General features: G+C 69.6%; 17 protein-coding genes. 15 read left to right on the forward strand and 2 right to left on the reverse strand.

Translation table 11 applies throughout. From position 1 onward, the window contains the following. The first annotated feature begins 4 nt into the window (after positions 1 to 4). From ACHWVH_RS18350 to ACHWVH_RS18360, 3 genes are all read left to right on the forward strand, one after another. The gene (locus ACHWVH_RS18350) at positions 5 to 838 is read left to right on the forward strand and encodes a hypothetical protein (protein WP_394687717.1); all 834 of its coding nucleotides are present in this window, start codon (positions 5 to 7) and stop codon (positions 836 to 838) included. Positions 839 to 916: 78 nt separating this feature from the next. Continuing rightward, complete coding sequence (gene xth / locus ACHWVH_RS18355; protein ID WP_267104171.1) at positions 917 to 1693, forward strand: exodeoxyribonuclease III; 777 nt, start codon at positions 917 to 919, stop codon at positions 1691 to 1693. Beyond that, positions 1690 to 2121 (forward strand): GFA family protein, encoded by a 432-nt coding sequence (locus tag ACHWVH_RS18360; protein ID WP_267113585.1) that lies wholly within the window; start codon positions 1690 to 1692, stop codon positions 2119 to 2121. The genes xth and ACHWVH_RS18360 overlap by 4 nt, the downstream gene beginning before the upstream one ends. A 64-nt stretch (positions 2122 to 2185) precedes the next feature. Here the strand turns inward: ACHWVH_RS18360 and ACHWVH_RS18365 are convergent, their stop codons facing one another. Beyond that, on the reverse strand, positions 2186 to 2437 hold the full coding sequence (locus tag ACHWVH_RS18365; RefSeq protein WP_017908994.1) for a GlsB/YeaQ/YmgE family stress response membrane protein: 252 nt from the start codon (positions 2435 to 2437) through the stop codon (positions 2186 to 2188). A 129-nt stretch (positions 2438 to 2566) separates the two neighbouring features. Here ACHWVH_RS18365 and ACHWVH_RS18370 point away from each other — a divergent pair, with 129 nt between their 5' ends. The 12 genes from ACHWVH_RS18370 to ACHWVH_RS18425 all read left to right on the forward strand — a co-directional run bounded on the left by ACHWVH_RS18370 (position 2567) and on the right by ACHWVH_RS18425 (position 13478). After that, positions 2567 to 3190, forward strand: a complete 624-nt coding sequence (locus ACHWVH_RS18370) for a 4'-phosphopantetheinyl transferase family protein (protein ID WP_394687718.1) — start codon at positions 2567 to 2569, stop codon at positions 3188 to 3190. Positions 3191 to 3310: 120 nt separating this feature from the next. Beyond that, a complete protein-coding gene (locus ACHWVH_RS18375) occupies positions 3311 to 4639 on the forward strand; it encodes a Fic family protein (protein ID WP_267084011.1) in 1329 nt (442 codons plus the stop codon). A gap of 88 nt (positions 4640 to 4727) precedes the next feature. Then, a complete protein-coding gene (rsmG, locus tag ACHWVH_RS18380) occupies positions 4728 to 5369 on the forward strand; it encodes a 16S rRNA (guanine(527)-N(7))-methyltransferase RsmG (protein WP_267084010.1) in 642 nt (213 codons plus the stop codon). A gap of 89 nt (positions 5370 to 5458) precedes the next feature. Continuing rightward, positions 5459 to 6256: a ParA family protein gene (locus ACHWVH_RS18385; protein WP_017913880.1), complete on the forward strand. Its 798-nt coding sequence runs from the start codon at positions 5459 to 5461 to the stop codon at positions 6254 to 6256. Further along, the gene (locus tag ACHWVH_RS18390) at positions 6256 to 7176 is read left to right on the forward strand and encodes a ParB/RepB/Spo0J family partition protein (RefSeq protein WP_394687719.1); all 921 of its coding nucleotides are present in this window, start codon (positions 6256 to 6258) and stop codon (positions 7174 to 7176) included. Before ACHWVH_RS18385 ends, ACHWVH_RS18390 begins: the two co-directional genes overlap by 1 nt. A gap of 36 nt (positions 7177 to 7212) precedes the next feature. Next, on the forward strand, positions 7213 to 7521 hold the full coding sequence (locus tag ACHWVH_RS18395) for a helix-hairpin-helix domain-containing protein (RefSeq protein WP_017917017.1): 309 nt from the start codon (positions 7213 to 7215) through the stop codon (positions 7519 to 7521). Positions 7522 to 7561: 40 nt separating this feature from the next. Further along, positions 7562 to 8272, forward strand: a complete 711-nt coding sequence (locus tag ACHWVH_RS18400) for a suppressor of fused domain protein (RefSeq protein ID WP_394687720.1) — start codon at positions 7562 to 7564, stop codon at positions 8270 to 8272. A 61-nt stretch (positions 8273 to 8333) separates the two neighbouring features. Then, entirely contained in the window at positions 8334 to 9299 is a 966-nt protein-coding gene (locus ACHWVH_RS18405) for an NAD-dependent epimerase/dehydratase family protein (protein WP_017908745.1), read from the forward strand. 86 nt (positions 9300 to 9385) lie between these two features. Next, positions 9386 to 10108, forward strand: coding sequence for a glycosyltransferase family 2 protein (locus ACHWVH_RS18410; RefSeq protein WP_010342743.1), 723 nt, complete (start codon positions 9386 to 9388; stop codon positions 10106 to 10108). Position 10109: 1 nt separating this feature from the next. Then, a complete protein-coding gene (locus ACHWVH_RS18415) occupies positions 10110 to 10451 on the forward strand; it encodes a lipid-A-disaccharide synthase N-terminal domain-containing protein (RefSeq protein ID WP_152244240.1) in 342 nt (113 codons plus the stop codon). A 322-nt stretch (positions 10452 to 10773) separates the two neighbouring features. Further along, complete coding sequence (locus ACHWVH_RS18420; protein WP_394687721.1) at positions 10774 to 11298, forward strand: REP-associated tyrosine transposase; 525 nt, start codon at positions 10774 to 10776, stop codon at positions 11296 to 11298. 371 nt (positions 11299 to 11669) lie between these two features. Beyond that, positions 11670 to 13478 (forward strand): DUF885 domain-containing protein, encoded by a 1809-nt coding sequence (locus ACHWVH_RS18425; protein ID WP_394687754.1) that lies wholly within the window; start codon positions 11670 to 11672, stop codon positions 13476 to 13478. Positions 13479 to 13535: 57 nt separating this feature from the next. Here ACHWVH_RS18425 and ACHWVH_RS18430 read toward each other — a convergent pair whose 3' ends face one another. Further along, a complete protein-coding gene (locus ACHWVH_RS18430; protein WP_394687722.1) occupies positions 13536 to 16745 on the reverse strand; it encodes an efflux RND transporter permease subunit in 3210 nt (1069 codons plus the stop codon). Positions 16746 to 16753: the final 8 nt, after the last annotated feature.

Consider the following 16753-nt stretch of genomic DNA (forward strand, 5'->3'; position numbering starts at 1 on the left):
GGCGATGCGGCGTCCGCTGCGTTGGTTCGCCGGCGCGGTGGTGGTGGGAATGGTCGCGCTCGCGGCGAAGCTGATGCCGCCGACGGCCGCACCCACCGTTGCCGCGAACAAGGCGCAGGCACCGGCGCTACCGCGCTCGGCAGCACCGTCGCCGTTGGCGGTGTCCGCGACCACGCCGCCCGATGCGGCGCTGGCGGCCGGCGCCAGCGAGGCGCAGCGTCTGACCGCTACCGCGCTGTTGGCGCTGGATTGTCGGCAACGCGCGCAAGCGCCGCCGTCCCGCCCGGTGGTGCTGCCGGGCGCAGACGCCGAGGGCGCCGCGGCCGTCGCGGCACGCCGGGCGGCCGAACGGCAACGTCTCGCGGCCTGTCGCGGCGTCGCCGGGCTCGATGCCGCGCAGATCGAGGCGATGCTGCGCAGTGCGGCCGCGCGCGGCGATGCCGATGCGCAACGCCAGTTGCTGGCGCAGCGCGTGGCGCAGTTGGTCGCGCGCGCCGGCAGCGTCGACGCGGAAGGGCAACGCGCTCCGCTGTCGGCCGCCGACGAGCGCGATGCCGAGGACGTGGTGACGCAACTGGAAGACCGCGCGCTGCACGGCGACCGCACGTCGATCGGCGCCTTGGCGCAACTGCTGCGCGCGCCCTGGCTGGCGGTGGCCGATCCGCCGTACGCCGCGGCCTGGCAACTGGCCGCGCGGCAGGCGCCGGAGCGGCCGTTCCCGCCGCCGGAACAGGCGCTCGGTGCCGAGGAACTGCTCGACGGCTTGAACGAGGCGCAGCGCCAGCAGGCGCTGAGCCTGGCGCCGGCGCTGTTCGCGCAGTGCTGCGCGCGGCGCTGAACGGCCTGGTGCCCGCGGTTTGGCCGCCGCGGCGGCTGCGGTCAGAATAGCGGCCGGCTTCCCCGTCCCGGATTTCCCTTGAAGATCGCCAGCTGGAACGTCAACTCGCTCAACGTGCGCCTGCCGCACCTGCAACAGTGGCTGGCCGCGTTCGCGCCGGACGTGGTCGGGATCCAGGAGACCAAGCTGGAGGACCACAAGTTTCCCGACACGGCGCTGGCCGAGGCCGGCTACCGCAGCGTGTTCGCCGGGCAGAAGACCTACAACGGCGTGGCGATCCTCTCGCGCCTGCCGATCGGCGACGTGCAGATCGGCGTGCCGGGCCTGGAGGACGATCAGAAGCGCGCCATCGCCGCCACCATCGGCGACCTGCGCATCGTCAATCTGTACGTGGTCAACGGACAGGACGTGGGCACCGACAAGTACGCCTACAAGCTGCGCTGGCTGGAGGCGGTGCACGCCTGGCTGGCCGACGAGCTGCAGCGGCATCCGCGGCTGGTGGTGCTGGGCGACTTCAACATCGCCCCGGACGCGCGCGACGTGCACGACCCGCTGGTGTGGAGCGACAACCACATCCTCACTTCCACCGCCGAGCGCGGCGCCCTGCACAAGCTGCTCGGCCTGGGCCTGCACGACGGCTTCCGCCTGCACCATGCCGACGGCGGCATCTTCAGTTGGTGGGACTACCGCCAGGCCGGCTTCCGCCGCGACCTGGGGCTGCGCATCGACCTGACCCTGGTGTCCGAGGCGCTGAAGGCGCGCACCCGCGGTGCCGGCATCGACCGCGAACCGCGCAGCTGGGACCGCCCCAGCGATCACGCGCCGGCCTGGGTCGAACTGGAGCCGGCGGCATGAGCGAGCGCCACGTGCGCCGCTGCATCGACAAGGTCGGCGATACCGCGATCGCGCCGCTGCACCGGCTCAGCTGCCACTGCGGTGCGGTGCAGATCGACCTGGAGCTGCCGCAGGGCATCGTCGACCCGCGCCGCTGCAACTGCTCGCTGTGCCGGCGCCGCGGCGCCATCGTCGCCTCGGTGCCGCTGACGGCCCTGCACGTCCGCCAGGGCGAGCAGGCGCTGCGCCTGTACCAGTTCCACACGCATACCGCGCAGCATTATTTCTGCGGCACCTGCGGGATCTACACGCATCATCGGCGCCGCTCCGATCCCAGCCTGTACGGCTACAACGTCGGCTGCCTGGAGGGCGTGAATCCGTATGCGCTGGCCATTGCGGTGCCGGTCGAGGACGGCGTGCGCCATCCGGCCGACCGCGCTGCGCCGTGAGCGGGGCCGCAAATGCAAAACGCCCGGCGAACCGGGCGTTTGCGCAAGCGGCGAGGGCGCTGTGTCAGCGCGCGCGGCCGCGGGTGAACAGGTTGACGATCGCCAGCAGGATGATGGCGCCGATCAACGAGTACAGGAACGTCCACAGGGTGATCGCCTGGTTGATGCCGCCGCCGAACAGCCAGCCGGCGATCAGCGCGCCGACGATGCCGACCACGATGTTCAGAATGATGCCCTGCTGTGCGTCACGGCGCATGATGATGCTGGCCAGCCAGCCCACGATGCCGCCGACGATCAACCAGATGATGATGCCCATGCGTCAGACTCCTCGGTTCGGCCCGCACCAGGAGCGGTGGGGTGCGCGTCATTTAAGGAGCGCCGCCGTGAAGCGGCCGTATAGCGTCGGCCCCGCCGCGCAGCGGCCATTGCGCTTTGTGGGCGCGGCGTGAGCGCACCGACGCCGCCCGTGGCCGACGGCGCCGAGCCGCCGGACTGGCGCCTCGGCCCGGTGGCGCTGTGGCTGCGCCCGCATCCGCCGCGGACCTCCGGCGAGGCGCAGGCGCGGCGCCTGCTGGCCGGCGAACTGGCGGTGCCGGCGGCGCAATTGCCGCTGCGCCGCGACGCCCGCGGCCGGCCCGGCCTGCATGCACCGCTGGCGCACGTGGACACCGGTTGGAGCCACAGCGGCGACTACCTGCTGGTGGCGGTGGCCGCGCACGCGCGGCTGGGGGTGGACATCGAGCGCCAGCGGCCACGGCCGCGCCTGCTGGAACTGGCGCAGCGCTTCTTCCACCCGGACGAGGTCGCGCTGCTGGCGGCGCTGGCGATGCCGGCGCGCGAGGCGCTGTTCTTCCGCCTGTGGTGCGCCAAGGAAGCGCTGCTCAAGGCGCATGGCCACGGCATCGCCTTCGGCCTGCACCGGCTGCGCTTCGCCGAGGACGCCGGCGGCGCGCTGCGCCTGGTCTGGTGCGACCCGGGCCTGGGCGCGGCCGAGGCCTGGCACCTGCACGAATGGGAGGCCGCACCCGGCTACCGGGCGGCGCTGGCCTGGTGGCCAGGGCTGCCGTAGGTTCCATCCTCTGGATCGTGTTGCAGCCCTGTGATTCCGATGTCGACCTCGTTGGCTGGGCAGGTCGTGCTTTGGTGTAATTTGATGTAAAAAGATATACGTTTTTTATAGGAAAACGCGATGAAGCTCCCTGTGCCGCCCCCAGCCAGCTGGCGTCTTCTTGTTAATGAACCTGAGCGCATGATGAGGGTGTTCAGGTCGAAGATCGGTCCCGAGGTGGCTGGAAGCTACGAACACTGGGACAAACTCAGGCATAGAGTCGCGCCAGACGGCCTCACCACAGAAGAATGGTGGGCTGGCATCAAGTGGAGCCGTCAAGCGCTGGCACGCGAACTTGATCTGGTGGACAAAGACGACGAGAACTTCGTCGTTTCCATTACCGATTCGATGCAGCGCAGACTTCACTACATTGATCGCGAGGCGGCTGGGGCGATCAAAGGAATGGAGAGCAGCGGTGGACAGAATAGATTTCTGATCCGTTCGCTGATCGAGGAGGCCATGACGTCGTCCCAGCTTGAGGGAGCCGCTACCACCCGCGCGGTTGCAAAAGAGATGCTATCGACTGGCAGACTGCCGCGCGATCAGTCGGAGCGAATGATCTACAACAACTACCTCGCGATGAACATGATTCGCGACAGGGGGAAGCGGCCAATCACGCCCGAGGAGGTGCTGGAGCTGCATAGCATCCTGACGGACGGGACGCTGGAAAGCGCGGAATATTCTGGTCGATATCGTTCGGTGGGAGACAATGTCGTCATCTACGACCGAGGTTCCCCGCCGACGCTGCTGCATGTCCCGCCGCCTGCAATCCAAGTGGCGGACAGGATGAGACGGCTTTGCGCGTTCGCGAACGACACGGCGAGCGAAACCTTCATCCATCCTGTCGTGCGCGCCATCGCAATTCACTTCCAGATCGGCTACGACCATCCATTCGTTGATGGGAACGGACGGACGGCCAGGGCGCTCTTCTACTGGAGCATGATGAACTCCGGTTACTGGTTGACCGAATATCTGTCGATTTCGAGCGTATTGAAGAAGTCGCCCGGGAAATACATGCGGGCGTATCTCTACACCGAGAGCGATGGCGCCGATCTGAGCTATTTCGTCTCGCAGCAGTTGGAAGCGATCGAGCAGTCCATCCAGGCGTTGCACACGTATATCGCGAAGAAGCAGCAGGAAGATCGGCTTGCGCGTCACGTGCTGCGCAAGGCGCATGTGGGCGACGCTGTGCTGAATCACAGGCAGCGCGCCTTGCTGGCCAATGCACTGAAGGATCCTGACCGGCCATACACCGTGGCCGGGCATCGGTCGGCGCACACGATCACCTATCCAACAGCGCTGGGCGACCTGAATTCCCTGGTCGCCGCGGGCCTGCTCTACAAGCAACGGGTCGGCAAGGCGTTCGAATACTACCCGGTACCTGGCCTCGCACGGATGTTGGGAGCCTGACCGCCCCAGGCGGGTGCTGATCCTCTATGCGTTCCGGGAAATGCCTCGGCCAGAGTGCGGCAGCGGCGGCACCTGCGATAATCCGCCGATGACCGATGCCTCTCTTCCCGATTCCGTCCGCGTCGCGCTCGAACAGGGCCTGCACGCGCAAGGCCTGGACGTGGCCGCGCTGGCGCCGCCGCTGCTGGCCTATCTGGCGCTGCTGACGCGCTGGAACCGCACCTACAACCTGACCGCGATCCGCGACCCGCACGAGATGGTGACCCGCCATCTGCTGGATTCGCTGGCGATGCAGCCGTTCGCCCAGGAGGGCGCGCTGGCCGACCTGGGCACCGGTCCTGGGCTGCCCGGCATTCCGCTGGCGATCGCGCGGCCGCAGCTGCGGGTGACCCTGGTCGAAAGCAACGGCAAGAAGGCGCGGTTCCTGCGCGAGGCGGTGCGCCAGCTGCGCCTGGACAACGCGCGCGTGGCCGAGTCACGCGCCGAGGCGCTGGACGAGGCCGGCGCCTACGACCTGCTGACCGCACGCGCGCTGGACACCCTGGCCGGCATCGTCGCCGTCGGCGGCCACCTGCTGCGCCCGGGCGGGCGCCTGCTGGCGATGAAGGGCGTGCGCCCGGACGAGGAGATCGCCGCGCTGCCGCCGGGTTGGGTGGCGCCGACGGTGCACCCGCTGCAGGTCCCCGGCCTGGGCGCCGACCGCCACCTGGTGGTGGTCGAGCGCGGTTGAGCGGCGGCCGCGGCCGGCCCCGATTTCCGCCAGGGGGGGCTGTGACCGCATAATGCCCGGTCCCACCCCATCGCCGACGAGGCTCCCGCATGGCCCGCATCATCGCCATCGCCAACCAGAAGGGCGGCGTCGGCAAGACCACCACCGCGGTCAACCTGGCCGCGTCGCTGGCGCGGCAGTCGCAGCGCGTGCTGCTGGTGGACCTGGACTCGCAGGGCAATGCGACGATGGGCAGCGGCATCGACAAGCGCGAGCTGGCCGCCTCCACCTGCGACGTGCTGCTCGGCGAGAGCAGCGCCGAACAGATCCGGGTGACCGCGCCGGAAGGCTTCGACCTGCTGCCGGGCAATATCGATCTCACCGCCGCCGAGATCCAGCTGATGGACCAGCCGGCGCGCGAGCAGCGGCTGAAGACCGCGCTGGCGCCGCTGCGCGAGGCCTACGACTTCATCCTGATCGACTGCCCGCCGGCGCTGTCGCTGCTGACCCTGAACGCGCTGACCGCCGCCGACTCGGTGATCGTGCCGATGCAGTGCGAGTACTACGCGCTGGAAGGGCTGACCGCGCTGCTGGAGACCATCGAGGCGCTGCGCGCCGAGCTGAACCCGGCGCTGGAGATCGAAGGCGTGCTGCGCACCATGTTCGACGTGCGCAACAACCTGGCCAACGCGGTATCGGCGGAACTGACCAACCACTTCGGCGACAAGGTGTTCCGCACCATCGTGCCGCGCAACGTGCGCCTGGCCGAGGCGCCCAGCCATGGCCAGAGCATCGTCGGCTACGACCGCACCTCGCGCGGCGGCGTCGCCTACCTGGGACTGGCTGGCGAGATCGTGCGCCGCCGCAACGAACGCAATCGGCCGATGCCGGCCATGGAGACCATCTGATGAGCGCCAAGCCCCCCGCCCTCGGAGCGAAGAAGCGCGGCCTCGGCCGTGGCCTGGAAGCGCTGCTGGGGCCGAAGGGCGCGGCCGCGCCGGCGCCGACCGCCGAGCTGCAGCCGGGCGAGAGCCTGCGCCGCCTGCCGGTCGGGCAGCTGCAGCCGGGCAAGTACCAGCCGCGCCAGGAGATGGACGAGGCCAAGCTGCAGGAGCTGGCCGAGTCGATCAAGGCGCAGGGCGTGATCCAGCCGATCGTCGCCCGCGAACTGGCGCCGGGCAGTTTCGAGATCGTCGCTGGCGAACGCCGCTGGCGCGCCTCGCAACTGGCCGGCCTCAGCGAGGTGCCGGTGGTGGTGCGCGAGCTGGACGACCGCACCGTCATCGCCATGGCGCTGATCGAGAACATCCAGCGCGAGGATCTCAACCCGCTGGAAGAGGCGCAGGCGCTGCAGCGGTTGATCGACGAGTTCTCGCTGACCCACGCCGAGGCCGCCGAGGCGGTGGGCCGCTCGCGCGCGTCGGTATCCAACCTGCTGCGCCTGCTGGAACTGCCGCCGGCGATCCGCGCGCTGCTGGAAGCGCGGCGCCTGGAGATGGGCCATGCGCGCGCGCTGCTGACGCTGTCGCCGGAGTTGGCCAGTCGCCTGGCCTCCGATGCCGCCGACCAGGGCTGGTCGGTGCGCGAGGTCGAGCACCGTGCGCAGCAGTTCGCCGCCGGCAAGGTGCCGAGCAACCGCAAGGCCAAGCCGGTGCGTACCGCGCCGCAGGCCGACATCGCCTCGCTGGAAACCGAGCTGTCCGAGTCGCTGGGTACCAAGGTGTCCATCGCTCACGGCCGCGGCGGCAAGGGCAAGCTGGTGATCCACTACACCGATCTGGACACGCTGGACGGCGTGCTCGAGAAGCTGCGTCCGCGGCAGGCCTGAGCGCCGCCGCCCGCGTCCGCCAGGACCACCCCCGCCATGCATCCCAGCAAGGTCGACCGCCACCACCTGCTGCGCCTGACCGACCTGCCCAACGTCGGGCCGGCCTGCGAGAAGGACCTGCGCCTGATCGGCATCCGCGTGCCGGCGCATCTGCAGGGCCGCGATCCCTACGACATGTACGCACAGCTGTGCCTGCGCACCGGGGTGATGCACGACCACTGCGTGATCGACGTGTTCCTGTCGATCGTGCGCTTCATGCAGGGCGAGACGCCGCGTCCGTGGTGGGAATTCAGCAAGGAGCGCAAGGCGGCGCTGGCCAAGGACGCGCCGCTGACCCTGCGCTGAGGCCGCGCGCCGCGGCGCTGGCCAGCAACCGGAGCATTGCATGAGCAACGAGGACACGCAGATCAGCCCGGGCGGCAGCCCGATCCTGCAGCATCGCGAGGAAAAGCCGTTCGCGCTGGCGCGCGGCGAGTCCTGCCTGGAGCAGATCGGTGCGCACATCGAACGTCACCTGGGGCCAATTTCCGTCGTCCTGCACGAAATCAGCTCCGACACCGTGCACCTGGATGTGCACGTGGTGCCCGCCACCGACGAGGTGCCGTATCTGCGGTTGGTCACCTCGGGGATGAGCGACCTGCCGATGGCCGTGCCCGAGGGCCTCGACGCGCCGCGCTTCATGGAGCTGGTGCTGACCCTGCCGCCGGACTGGCCGATCGAGTACGAAGATTTCCAGGAGGAATGTCATTACTGGCCGCTGCGCCTGCTCAAGACATTGGCGCGCTTGCCGCATAAGCAGGACACCTGGCTAGGCATTGGACACACGCTGTCCAATGGCGACCCGGCCATGCCCTACGCCCCAAGTGTCGGCTTCGATAGCGCTATGCTGTTCCCGCAGGTGACCGCATCCGACGCCTTCGATGAACTGACGATCGACGCGAACAAGGCCATCGTGTTCATGGCGGTGATGCCGTTGTATCCGGAAGAGATGGCGTTCAAGCTCGAGCGCGGCACCGAGGCTTTGCTTGATCGATTCGATGCGGCAGGTATCCAGGACGCCATCGATCCTCACCGCGTCAACGTGGGCTTGCTCTGAGCGTTGCTTTCCCACGTCCAGCTTCCTCCCCTCCGCCTTCGGTTTTGTCAGGATCTCCGCCATGCCCATCCTCGTCACCGGCGCCGCCGGCTTCATCGGTGCCCACACCGTCCGTGCGCTGCGCGCCGCCGGGCAACTGGTGGTGGGCCTGGACAACTACAACGACTACTACGACCCGCAGCTCAAGCGCGACCGCGTCGCCGCGCTGTGCGCGAACGCGGACATCCGCACCCTGGACCTGACCGACCGCGACGGCCTGGCCGCGCTGTTCGACGAGGTGCAGCCGACCCGCGTGGTGCACCTGGCCGCGCAGGCCGGGGTGCGCTATTCGCTGCAGAACCCCTATGCCTACGTCGACAGCAACCTGGTCGGCTTCGTCAACATGCTGGAGCTGTGCCGGCACCGCGGCGTGGAGCATCTGGTCTATGCCTCCAGCAGCTCGGTGTACGGCGATTCGGCGACGCCGCCGTTCTCCGAGGATCAGCGCATCGACCAGCCGCGCTCGCTGTACGCGGCGACCAAGGCCGCCAACGAGCTGATGGCGCACACCTATGCGCAGCTGTACGGCCTGCGCGCCACCGGGCTGCGCTTCTTCACCGTGTACGGCCCCTGGGGCCGTCCGGACATGGCGCCGCTGCTGTTCAGCCGCGCGGTGCTGGCCGGGCGCCCGATCGAGGTGTTCAACCACGGCCGCATGCGCCGCGACTTCACCTTCGTCGCCGACATCGTCGCCGGCGTGCTCGGCGCGCTCGATCACCCCTCCAGCGAGCCGGTGCCGCATCGCGTGTTCAACCTCGGCAATCACACTCCGGTGGAACTGGAGCGCTTCATCGCGGTGATCGAGGACGCCGCCGGGCGCAGCGCCGAGAAACAGTATCGGCCGATGCAGCCGGGCGACATGATCGAGACGATGGCCGATACTGCGCGGGCCCACGCCGCGTTCGGCTTCGATCCGAGTACCCCGATCGAGGTCGGCCTGCCGCAGGTGGTGGCCTGGTGCCGGGAGTATTTCGGCGCCGCCGCCTGACGCTTCATCCGCGGATCATCGGTCCGCGGCACAATGCCTGCCGCTTTTTCCCCCACGCGCGCCCCGCGCCCAGCCTTGCCGAATCCATGAGCCAGCTTTCCCTCTCCGTCGTCGTCCCGGTGTTCAACGAGCGCGACAACGTGCCGCCGCTGGTCGCCGAGATCGTCGCCGCGCTGCGCGGCACGATCGATTTCGAGATCGTCTACGTCGACGACCATTCGCGCGACGACACCCTGGCGGTGCTCGAAGGGCTGAAGGCGTCCACGCCGGAGCTGCGCGTGCTGCACCATGTCAGCCAGAGCGGGCAGAGCACGGCGGTGCGCAACGGCGTCAAGGCTGCGCGCGGGCTGTGGATCGCCACCCTGGACGGCGACGGCCAGAACGATCCGGCCGACATCCCCAAGCTGCTGGCCGCGCGCCAGGCCGCCGAGCCGCTGGTCAAGCTGTTCGCCGGCTGGCGGGTGTCGCGGCAGGATTCGGGCAGCAAGCGCTGGGCCTCGAAGTGGGCCAATGCGATCCGCGCGCGCATGCTGCGCGACGACACCCCTGACACTGGCTGCGGCATCAAGCTGTTCGAGCGCGAGGCGTTTCTGGACCTGCCGTACTTCGACCACATGCACCGTTACCTGCCCGCGCTGATGCAGCGCGCCGGCTGGCAGACCCTGAGCGTGCCGGTCAATCACCGCCACCGCACCTCGGGCGTCTCCAAGTACAACAACCTCAACCGCGCCCTGGTCGGCATCCGCGACCTGCGCGGCGTGGCCTGGCTGATCGCGCGCAGCCGCCGCACCGCGGTGCAGGAGCGCTGAGATGGACGCGCATTTCCTCAACGAACCGATCCAGGCGCTGTACTGGACCGGGCTGCACGTCACCGGCTGGAAGCTGATCGGCTACGTCGGCGCGCTGATGTTCGGCGGCCGCTGGCTGGTGCAGTTCGTCGCCTCCAAGCGCGCCGGCAAGCCGGTGATCCCGCGTCTGTTCTGGTACATGAGCGTGATCGGCAGCCTGATGACGCTGAGCTACTTCATGTTCTCGGCCAAGCAGGACTCGGTGGGTGTGCTGCAGAACCTGTTCCCCGCCTTCACCGCCTTCTACAGCCTGTACCTGGACATCAAGCACCGCGGCTGGCACCGCGACCGCGCGACGCACTGAGCGCGGCGCCGCTGCGCGCGATTGCAGGGGCGCGTAATCCCCCCCGATCGCAGCTGGCCACTGTGGGAGGGACTTCAGTCCCGACGCGCGCACCTTCCACACCTCAGTGGTCCTACTGTCATCGCCGCCGATGACGCCAAGGCCCCACATGTGGGAGGGACTTCAGTCCCGACGCCTGAATCTTCCAGGTCTCGGTAGTGCCGCCCTCCGCGGCACACGGCAGCGAGCACCGGATTTCTGACGCTACGCGCGCAGGTTTCCTTACGCCTGCCACAGTCCATCCCCGATGGTGTCGCGTCATCCGCCTTGCAACCCTGGCGTCATGCACACCCGACTGCCCCGAGGCTACCGCGCGCTGCGTGCCGGGCGCTGGAGCGAGACCGGCCGCACCTATCTGGTCACCACGGTGACCTGGCAGCGCCAACGCCTGTTCGAGGACTGGCGATGCGCCTGGGCGGCCGCGTCCTGCCTGGGCCATGCCAACACCTGGGTCGGCGCGCAGTTGCTGTGCTGGGTGCTGATGCCCGATCACTGGCATGGGCTGGTCATACTCGAGCGCGGTGCTGCTCTGCCAACCGTCATGCGCGAGGCCAAGGGCCGCGCCGCGAGGTCAGCCAATCACGCGCGCGGCCGTGGCGGCGCGGTGTGGATGGAGGGGTTCCACGATCGCGCACTGCGCGATACGCGGCAGTTGCTGCCGGCCGCGCGCTACATCGTCGCCAACCCGCTGCGCGCAGGGCTGGTTCGCCGCGTCGGCGACTACCCGTACTGGGATGCGGTTTGGCTGTGTCCGGCCGCTACCGCGCCGTGCGCGGCATCATGCTCGGGTGCAGGTGCGACGGCGTGATGCCGCGCAGACCGACGTTGAGGATTGCGGTCGCATGGTCGATGTCGGCACCAGCAGGCCTGCGACCGCTGCAATGGCTGCAGTTGCTGCTGGATGCCGTCGCAGGCGGAGCGACCGCGCGTCGGGACTGAAGTCCCTCCCACAATGGGAAGCCATCCTGCGCAGCGGCAGCGGCAGCGGCAGCCAGCCAGAGCTACAGCTATAGCTAAGCCAGCGATGCAGTTCCTGAGTTGCAGCCCGGTACAACACAACCGCTGCGAGGTGCGTTTCCGTTCCCTGCATCGCCCCACACAGGACTTCCGGCCCACCCGCCAGGCAGGGTGGTGGTGCGATCATCGACGATCCGTTCCCGCCGTGTGCCGCCCATGCCGATGCTCGCCAAGACCCCGCTGGCCATTTCCCTGCTGATCGCGTTCGCCGTGGCCGCGCCCGTACTGGCCGCACCGCCGGCGTCGGCAGCGTCCAGTGCAACACCGGCCACGGCCAATGCCAGCGCCGCCGATGCGCGCTTCCAGGCCATCTACGAGAAGGAGTGGGCCTGGCGCCAGGCGCAGCTCGGCCAGGCCGACGAGGACAGCGACAGCAGCGGCGACAACACCCATCTGCCCGACGTCGGCGCGGCGGCGCAGGCGGCGCGCCTGAAGGTGTGGGAGGACGTGCTGCGGCAGCTGGACACGCTCGATGCGGCCCAGCTTTCGCCCGAGAACCAGGTCAACCTGGCGGTGTACCGGCCGCAGGTGGAGAACCTGGCCGCGGCGGTGCGCCTGCGCGCCTACGAGATGCCGTTCAACTCCGACAGCGCGTTCTGGTCGGACCTGGCGTTCATGGCCCGGCGCACGCTGCGCACGCCCGACGAGTACCGCGCCTACATCGCGCGGCTGGAGGACGTGCCGCGCTACTTCGCGCAGCAGACCGACAACATGCGCGCCGGGCTCAAGCGCGGCTTCAGCGTGCCGCGCGCGGTGCTCGACGGTCGCGACGGCGCCATCGCCACCGTGGCCGAACTGAAGGATCCGACCGCGGCGGTGCTGTACACGCCGTTCAAGCAGATGCCGGCGCAGATTCCCGCCGCCGAGCAGGCGCAACTGCGCGCGCAGGCGCAGGCGACGCTGCGCGACAAGGTGATCCCGGCCTACGCGCAGCTGCTGACCTTCTATCGCCAGGAGTACATGCCGCAGGCGCGCACCACGCTGGCGGCCGAAGCCCTGCCCGACGGCAAGGCCTACTACCGGCAGCAGATCCGCGAGTACACCACGCTGGACATGGACCCCGAGCAGATCCATCAGCTCGGCCTGCGCGAGGTGGCGCGGATCCAGAAGGAGATGGACGCGATCATCCAGCAGGTCGGCTTCCACGCGCCGGCCGGGCAGAAGACCTTCCCGGCGTTCCTGCAGTTCCTGCGCACCGATCCGCAGTTCTACGTGAAGACCCCGCAGGAACTGCTCGATCGCGCCGCGTGGATCGCCAAGCGCGTGGACGGCGAGGTCGGCAAGTTCATCGGCACGCTGCCGCGCGGGCGCTTCACCATCGTGCCGGTGCCGGCGGACATCGCCCCGTTCTGGACCGCCGGCCGTGGCGGCGTCGGCACCTACTGGCTCAACACCTACGACCTGCCGTCGCGGCCGCTCTACAACCTGCCGGCGCTGACCCTGCACGAGTCTTCGCCGGGCCATTCGCTGCAGGGCGCGCTGGCCGAGGAGCAGGGCGCGCAGCCGGCGTTCCGCCGCGAGAACTACATCTCCGCCTACGGCGAGGGCTGGGCGCTGTACACCGAGAAGCTGGGCAAGGAGATGGGCATCTACGCCACGCCCTACGAGGACTTCGGCCGGCTCAGCTACGAGATGTGGCGCGCCTGCCGCCTGGTGATCGACACCGGCGTGCACCACAAGGGCTGGACCCGTGCGCAGGCGCAGGCCTACCTGCGCGAGCGCACTGCGCTCAGCGAGCACGAGGTCACCACCGAGGTCGACCGCTACATTTCCTGGCCGGGCCAGGCGTTGAGCTACAAGCTCGGCGAGCTGACCATCCTCGATCTACGCGCCGAGGCCGAGCGCGAACTCGGCGCTGACTTCGACATCAAGTCCTTCCATGACGCGGTGCTGCAGCAGGGCTCGGTGCCGCTGCCGGTGCTGCAGCAGCAGATCCGCGCCTACATCGCCGCGCGCAAGAAGAAGGCCTGACCGCCGCCGCGCAGGCCGGCGCCACTTCCTGCGGGAAGGGCGCCGGCCTGCGCCGGATCAGCCGGCGTGGCGTGGCCCGGCCACGCGTGCGGCGAAGGTCGGCAGCACCAGCAGGGTCAGGGCGGTGGCGGTGATCAGTCCGCCGATCACCACCGTCGCCAGCGGTTTCTGCACCTCCGCACCGGAGCCGCTGGCGATGGCCATCGGAATGAAGCCGACGATCGCCACCAGCGCGGTGGTCAGCACCGCGCGCAGGCGGCTGCCCGCGCCGTCGATCGCCGCCTGCAGCGGCAGGTCGCCGGCCTCCAGGCGCTCGCGGATCGCCTGCATCAGCACCAGGCCGTTCAAGGTGGCCACGCCGGAGACGGCGATGAAGCCCACCGCGGCCGACACCGAGAACGGCATGCCGCGCAGCAGCAGGGCGAGCAGGCCGCCGACCAGCGCCAGCGGCACGCAACTGAACACCAGCACCGCTTCCTTGACGCTGCGCAGGGCCATGAACAGCAGGCCGCCGATCAGCAGGAACACCACCGGCACCACGGTCGCCAGCCGCCGCTCGGCACGCTGCAGGTTCTCGAACTGGCCGCCCCAGCTCAGGTAGGCACCCGGCGGCAACGGCACGTCGGCCACCGCGGCCTGCGCCGCGCCGACGAAACCGCCCAGGTCGCGGCCGCGTACGTTGGCCTGCACCACCACGCGGCGGCTGCCGTTGTCGCGGCTGATCTGGTTCGGCCCTTCGCTGACGGCGATGCGCGCCACCGACGCCAGCGGAATCACCTGTCCGGTCGGCGTGGCGATCGGCAGCGCGGCCAGCTGATCCGGATCGTTGCGCGCGGCATCGTCCATCCGCACCACCACGTCGAAGCGGCGGTCGCCCTCGAAGATCTTGCCGGCGGCGCGGCCGCCGATGCCGGTGGCCAGCGCGTCGCTCACGTCCGCCGCGCTCAGTCCGACCTGCGCCGCCGCCGTGTGGTCGATGGTCACATCCAGCGTGGGCAGGCCGGAGATCTGCTCCACCCGCACGTCGGCCGCACCTTCCACCGCGCGCAGCTTCGATGCGATCTGCTCGGCCACCTTCTGCAACTGGCCGAAGTCGTCGCCGAAGATCATCACCGCCAGGTCGGTGCGCACGCCGGAGATCAGTTCGTTGAAGCGCAATTCGATCGGTTGGCTGAACTCGAAGCTGTTGCCGAGCTGCTGCCCCGCCAGCGCCTCCAGGCGGGCCACCAGCCGCTCCTTGTCCAGCGCCGGATCGGGCCAGTCTTTGCGCGGCTTGAGCACGATGACGCTGTCGGAGATGTTGGTCGGCATCGGGTCGATCGCCGCCTCGGCGGTGCCGGTCCGCGAGAACACCGTTGCCACTTCCGGCTGCATGGCGATGGCCTTTTCCAGCGCCAACTGCATCGCCAGCGACTGTTCCAGCGAGGTGGACGGCACGCGCAGCGCCTGCATCGCCACATTGCCTTCGTCCAGCGTCGGCATGAACTCGCGGCCCAGCAGCGCGAACGCACCGACGCCCGCCAGCAGCATCGCCACCGCACCGCCGGCGACCGTGCGCGGATGCGCGACGGCGGTGCGGATCACCGGTGCGATGCGCGTGCGCAGCGCGCGGAGCAGCCGCGTTTCGTGCGCCCCCCCGGCCGCATGCCCCGCGTCGTCCGGCAGCGGCGGCTCGCGCACCAGCAGTGCCGCCATCGCCGGCACGAAGGTGAAGGAAAACAGGAACGCACCGACCAGGGCCAGCATGAAGGTGGCGGCCATCGGCTGGAACGTCTTGCCCTCCACGCCTTGCAGGGTGAGGATCGGCGCGAACACCAGCAGGATGATCAACTGCCCGAACGCGGCCGGCCGCGCCATCTTGCGCGCCGCCTCGGCGGCCACGCCCAGGCGCTCGGCGGCGGTCAACCCGCGGCCCAGCGCGGCGCGGCGCTGGCCGAGCATGAGCAGGGTCGATTCGACCACGATCACCGCCCCGTCCACCAGGATGCCGAAGTCCAGCGCACCCAGGCTCATCAGGTTGCCGCTGATGCCGAAGCGGTGCATGCCGATCACCGCGAACAGGAACGACAGCGGAATCACCAGCGCGGTGATCGCGGCCGCGCGCAGGTTGCCCAGCAACAGGAACAGGATCACCACCACCAGCAGCGCGCCTTCGGTGAGGTTCCTGGCCACCGTCTTGATGGTCGCGTTGACCAGCACGCTGCGGTCCAGCACCGGTGCCGCGACGATGTCCGGCGGCAGCGACGTGTTCACCTGCGCCAGCCGCGCGGCCGCGGCCTGCGCCACGGTGCGGCTGTTGCCGCCGGCGATCATCAGCGCGGTCCCCAGCACCGCCTCGTGGCCGTTGCGGCTGGCCGCGCCCAGGCGTGGCGCCCGTCCCGGCGCGACCTCGGCCACATCGGCCACGCGCACCACGATGCTGTTGCGGATGGCCACCGGCGCCTGCGCGAGATCGTCGGCGCTCAGCGCCAGGCCATCGGCACGCACCACCAGGCCTTCGCCGGCACGCTGCACGAAGCCGGCGCCGGCCTGCACGTTGGCGCGCTGCAGGGCGGTGACCAGGTCGGCCAGGTCCAGGCCGTGCGCGGCCAGTCTGGCGGTGTCCGGATGCACCCCGTATTCCTTGACGTAGCCGCCGACCGTGTCGACGCCGGCCAGGCCGGGGCTGGAGCGCATCTGCGGCGCGATGATCCAGTCCTGCACGGTGCGCAGATAGGTGGCGCGCTCCTGCGGCGTGCGCAGCAGCTCGCCGTCCGGCGTGCGGTAGACCTCCCCGGCCTGCCAGCCCGCCGCACCCGGTCGTGCCAGCCGGGACGGGTCGAACGCGGTGAAGTCCACCGTCCACATCAGCACCTCGCCCAGGCCGGTGGTCACCGGCGACAGCCGCGGCGTCACGCCGTCGGGCAACTCCTCGGCCGCCTCGCGCATGCGTTCGGCCACCTGCTGGCGCGCGAAGTAGAGGTCGGTCGCATCGGTGAAGATCGCGGTGACCTGCGAAAAGCCGTTGCGCGACAGCGAGCGGGTGGCGGTCAGGCCGGGGATGCCGGCCAGCGCGGTTTCCAGCGGGTAGGTCACCTGCCGTTCGATCTGCTCCGGGGTCAGGGCCGGTGCCACCGTGTTGAGCTGCACCTGGCGGTTGGTGATGTCCGGCACCGCGTCGATCGGCAGTCTGCCCAACTGGAACAGGCCCACGGCGGCGAGCAGCGCGGCCAGGGTCACCACCAGCCAGCGGTAGCGCACGGCGGTGTCGATCATGAGGTTGAACATGGTCGCCT

It is taken from the genome of uncultured Xanthomonas sp. (genome assembly GCF_964278005.1).
GTDB lineage: Bacteria > Pseudomonadota > Gammaproteobacteria > Xanthomonadales > Xanthomonadaceae > Xanthomonas_A > Xanthomonas_A sontii.

Bases quoted from the DNA above. Each gene is read 5' to 3' on its own strand.
- ACHWVH_RS18405 (WP_017908745.1), top strand. From the start codon at position 8,334: ATGCCCATCCTCGTCACCGGCGCCGCCGGCTTCATCGGTGCCCACACC.
- ACHWVH_RS18430 (WP_394687722.1), bottom strand. From the start codon at position 16,745: ATGTTCAACCTCATGATCGACACCGCCGTGCGCTACCGCTGGCTGGTG.
- rsmG (WP_267084010.1), top strand. From the start codon at position 4,728: ATGACCGATGCCTCTCTTCCCGATTCCGTCCGCGTCGCGCTCGAACAG.
- ACHWVH_RS18420 (WP_394687721.1), top strand. From the start codon at position 10,774: ATGCACACCCGACTGCCCCGAGGCTACCGCGCGCTGCGTGCCGGGCGC.
- ACHWVH_RS18360 (WP_267113585.1), top strand. From the start codon at position 1,690: ATGAGCGAGCGCCACGTGCGCCGCTGCATCGACAAGGTCGGCGATACC.
- ACHWVH_RS18425 (WP_394687754.1), top strand. From the start codon at position 11,670: ATGCTCGCCAAGACCCCGCTGGCCATTTCCCTGCTGATCGCGTTCGCC.
- ACHWVH_RS18400 (WP_394687720.1), top strand. From the start codon at position 7,562: ATGAGCAACGAGGACACGCAGATCAGCCCGGGCGGCAGCCCGATCCTG.
- ACHWVH_RS18390 (WP_394687719.1), top strand. From the start codon at position 6,256: ATGAGCGCCAAGCCCCCCGCCCTCGGAGCGAAGAAGCGCGGCCTCGGC.
- ACHWVH_RS18375 (WP_267084011.1), top strand. From the start codon at position 3,311: ATGAAGCTCCCTGTGCCGCCCCCAGCCAGCTGGCGTCTTCTTGTTAAT.
- ACHWVH_RS18410 (WP_010342743.1), top strand. From the start codon at position 9,386: ATGAGCCAGCTTTCCCTCTCCGTCGTCGTCCCGGTGTTCAACGAGCGC.
- ACHWVH_RS18385 (WP_017913880.1), top strand. From the start codon at position 5,459: ATGGCCCGCATCATCGCCATCGCCAACCAGAAGGGCGGCGTCGGCAAG.
- ACHWVH_RS18350 (WP_394687717.1), top strand. From the start codon at position 5: ATGCGGCGTCCGCTGCGTTGGTTCGCCGGCGCGGTGGTGGTGGGAATG.
- ACHWVH_RS18415 (WP_152244240.1), top strand. From the start codon at position 10,110: ATGGACGCGCATTTCCTCAACGAACCGATCCAGGCGCTGTACTGGACC.
- ACHWVH_RS18395 (WP_017917017.1), top strand. From the start codon at position 7,213: ATGCATCCCAGCAAGGTCGACCGCCACCACCTGCTGCGCCTGACCGAC.
- ACHWVH_RS18365 (WP_017908994.1), bottom strand. From the start codon at position 2,437: ATGGGCATCATCATCTGGTTGATCGTCGGCGGCATCGTGGGCTGGCTG.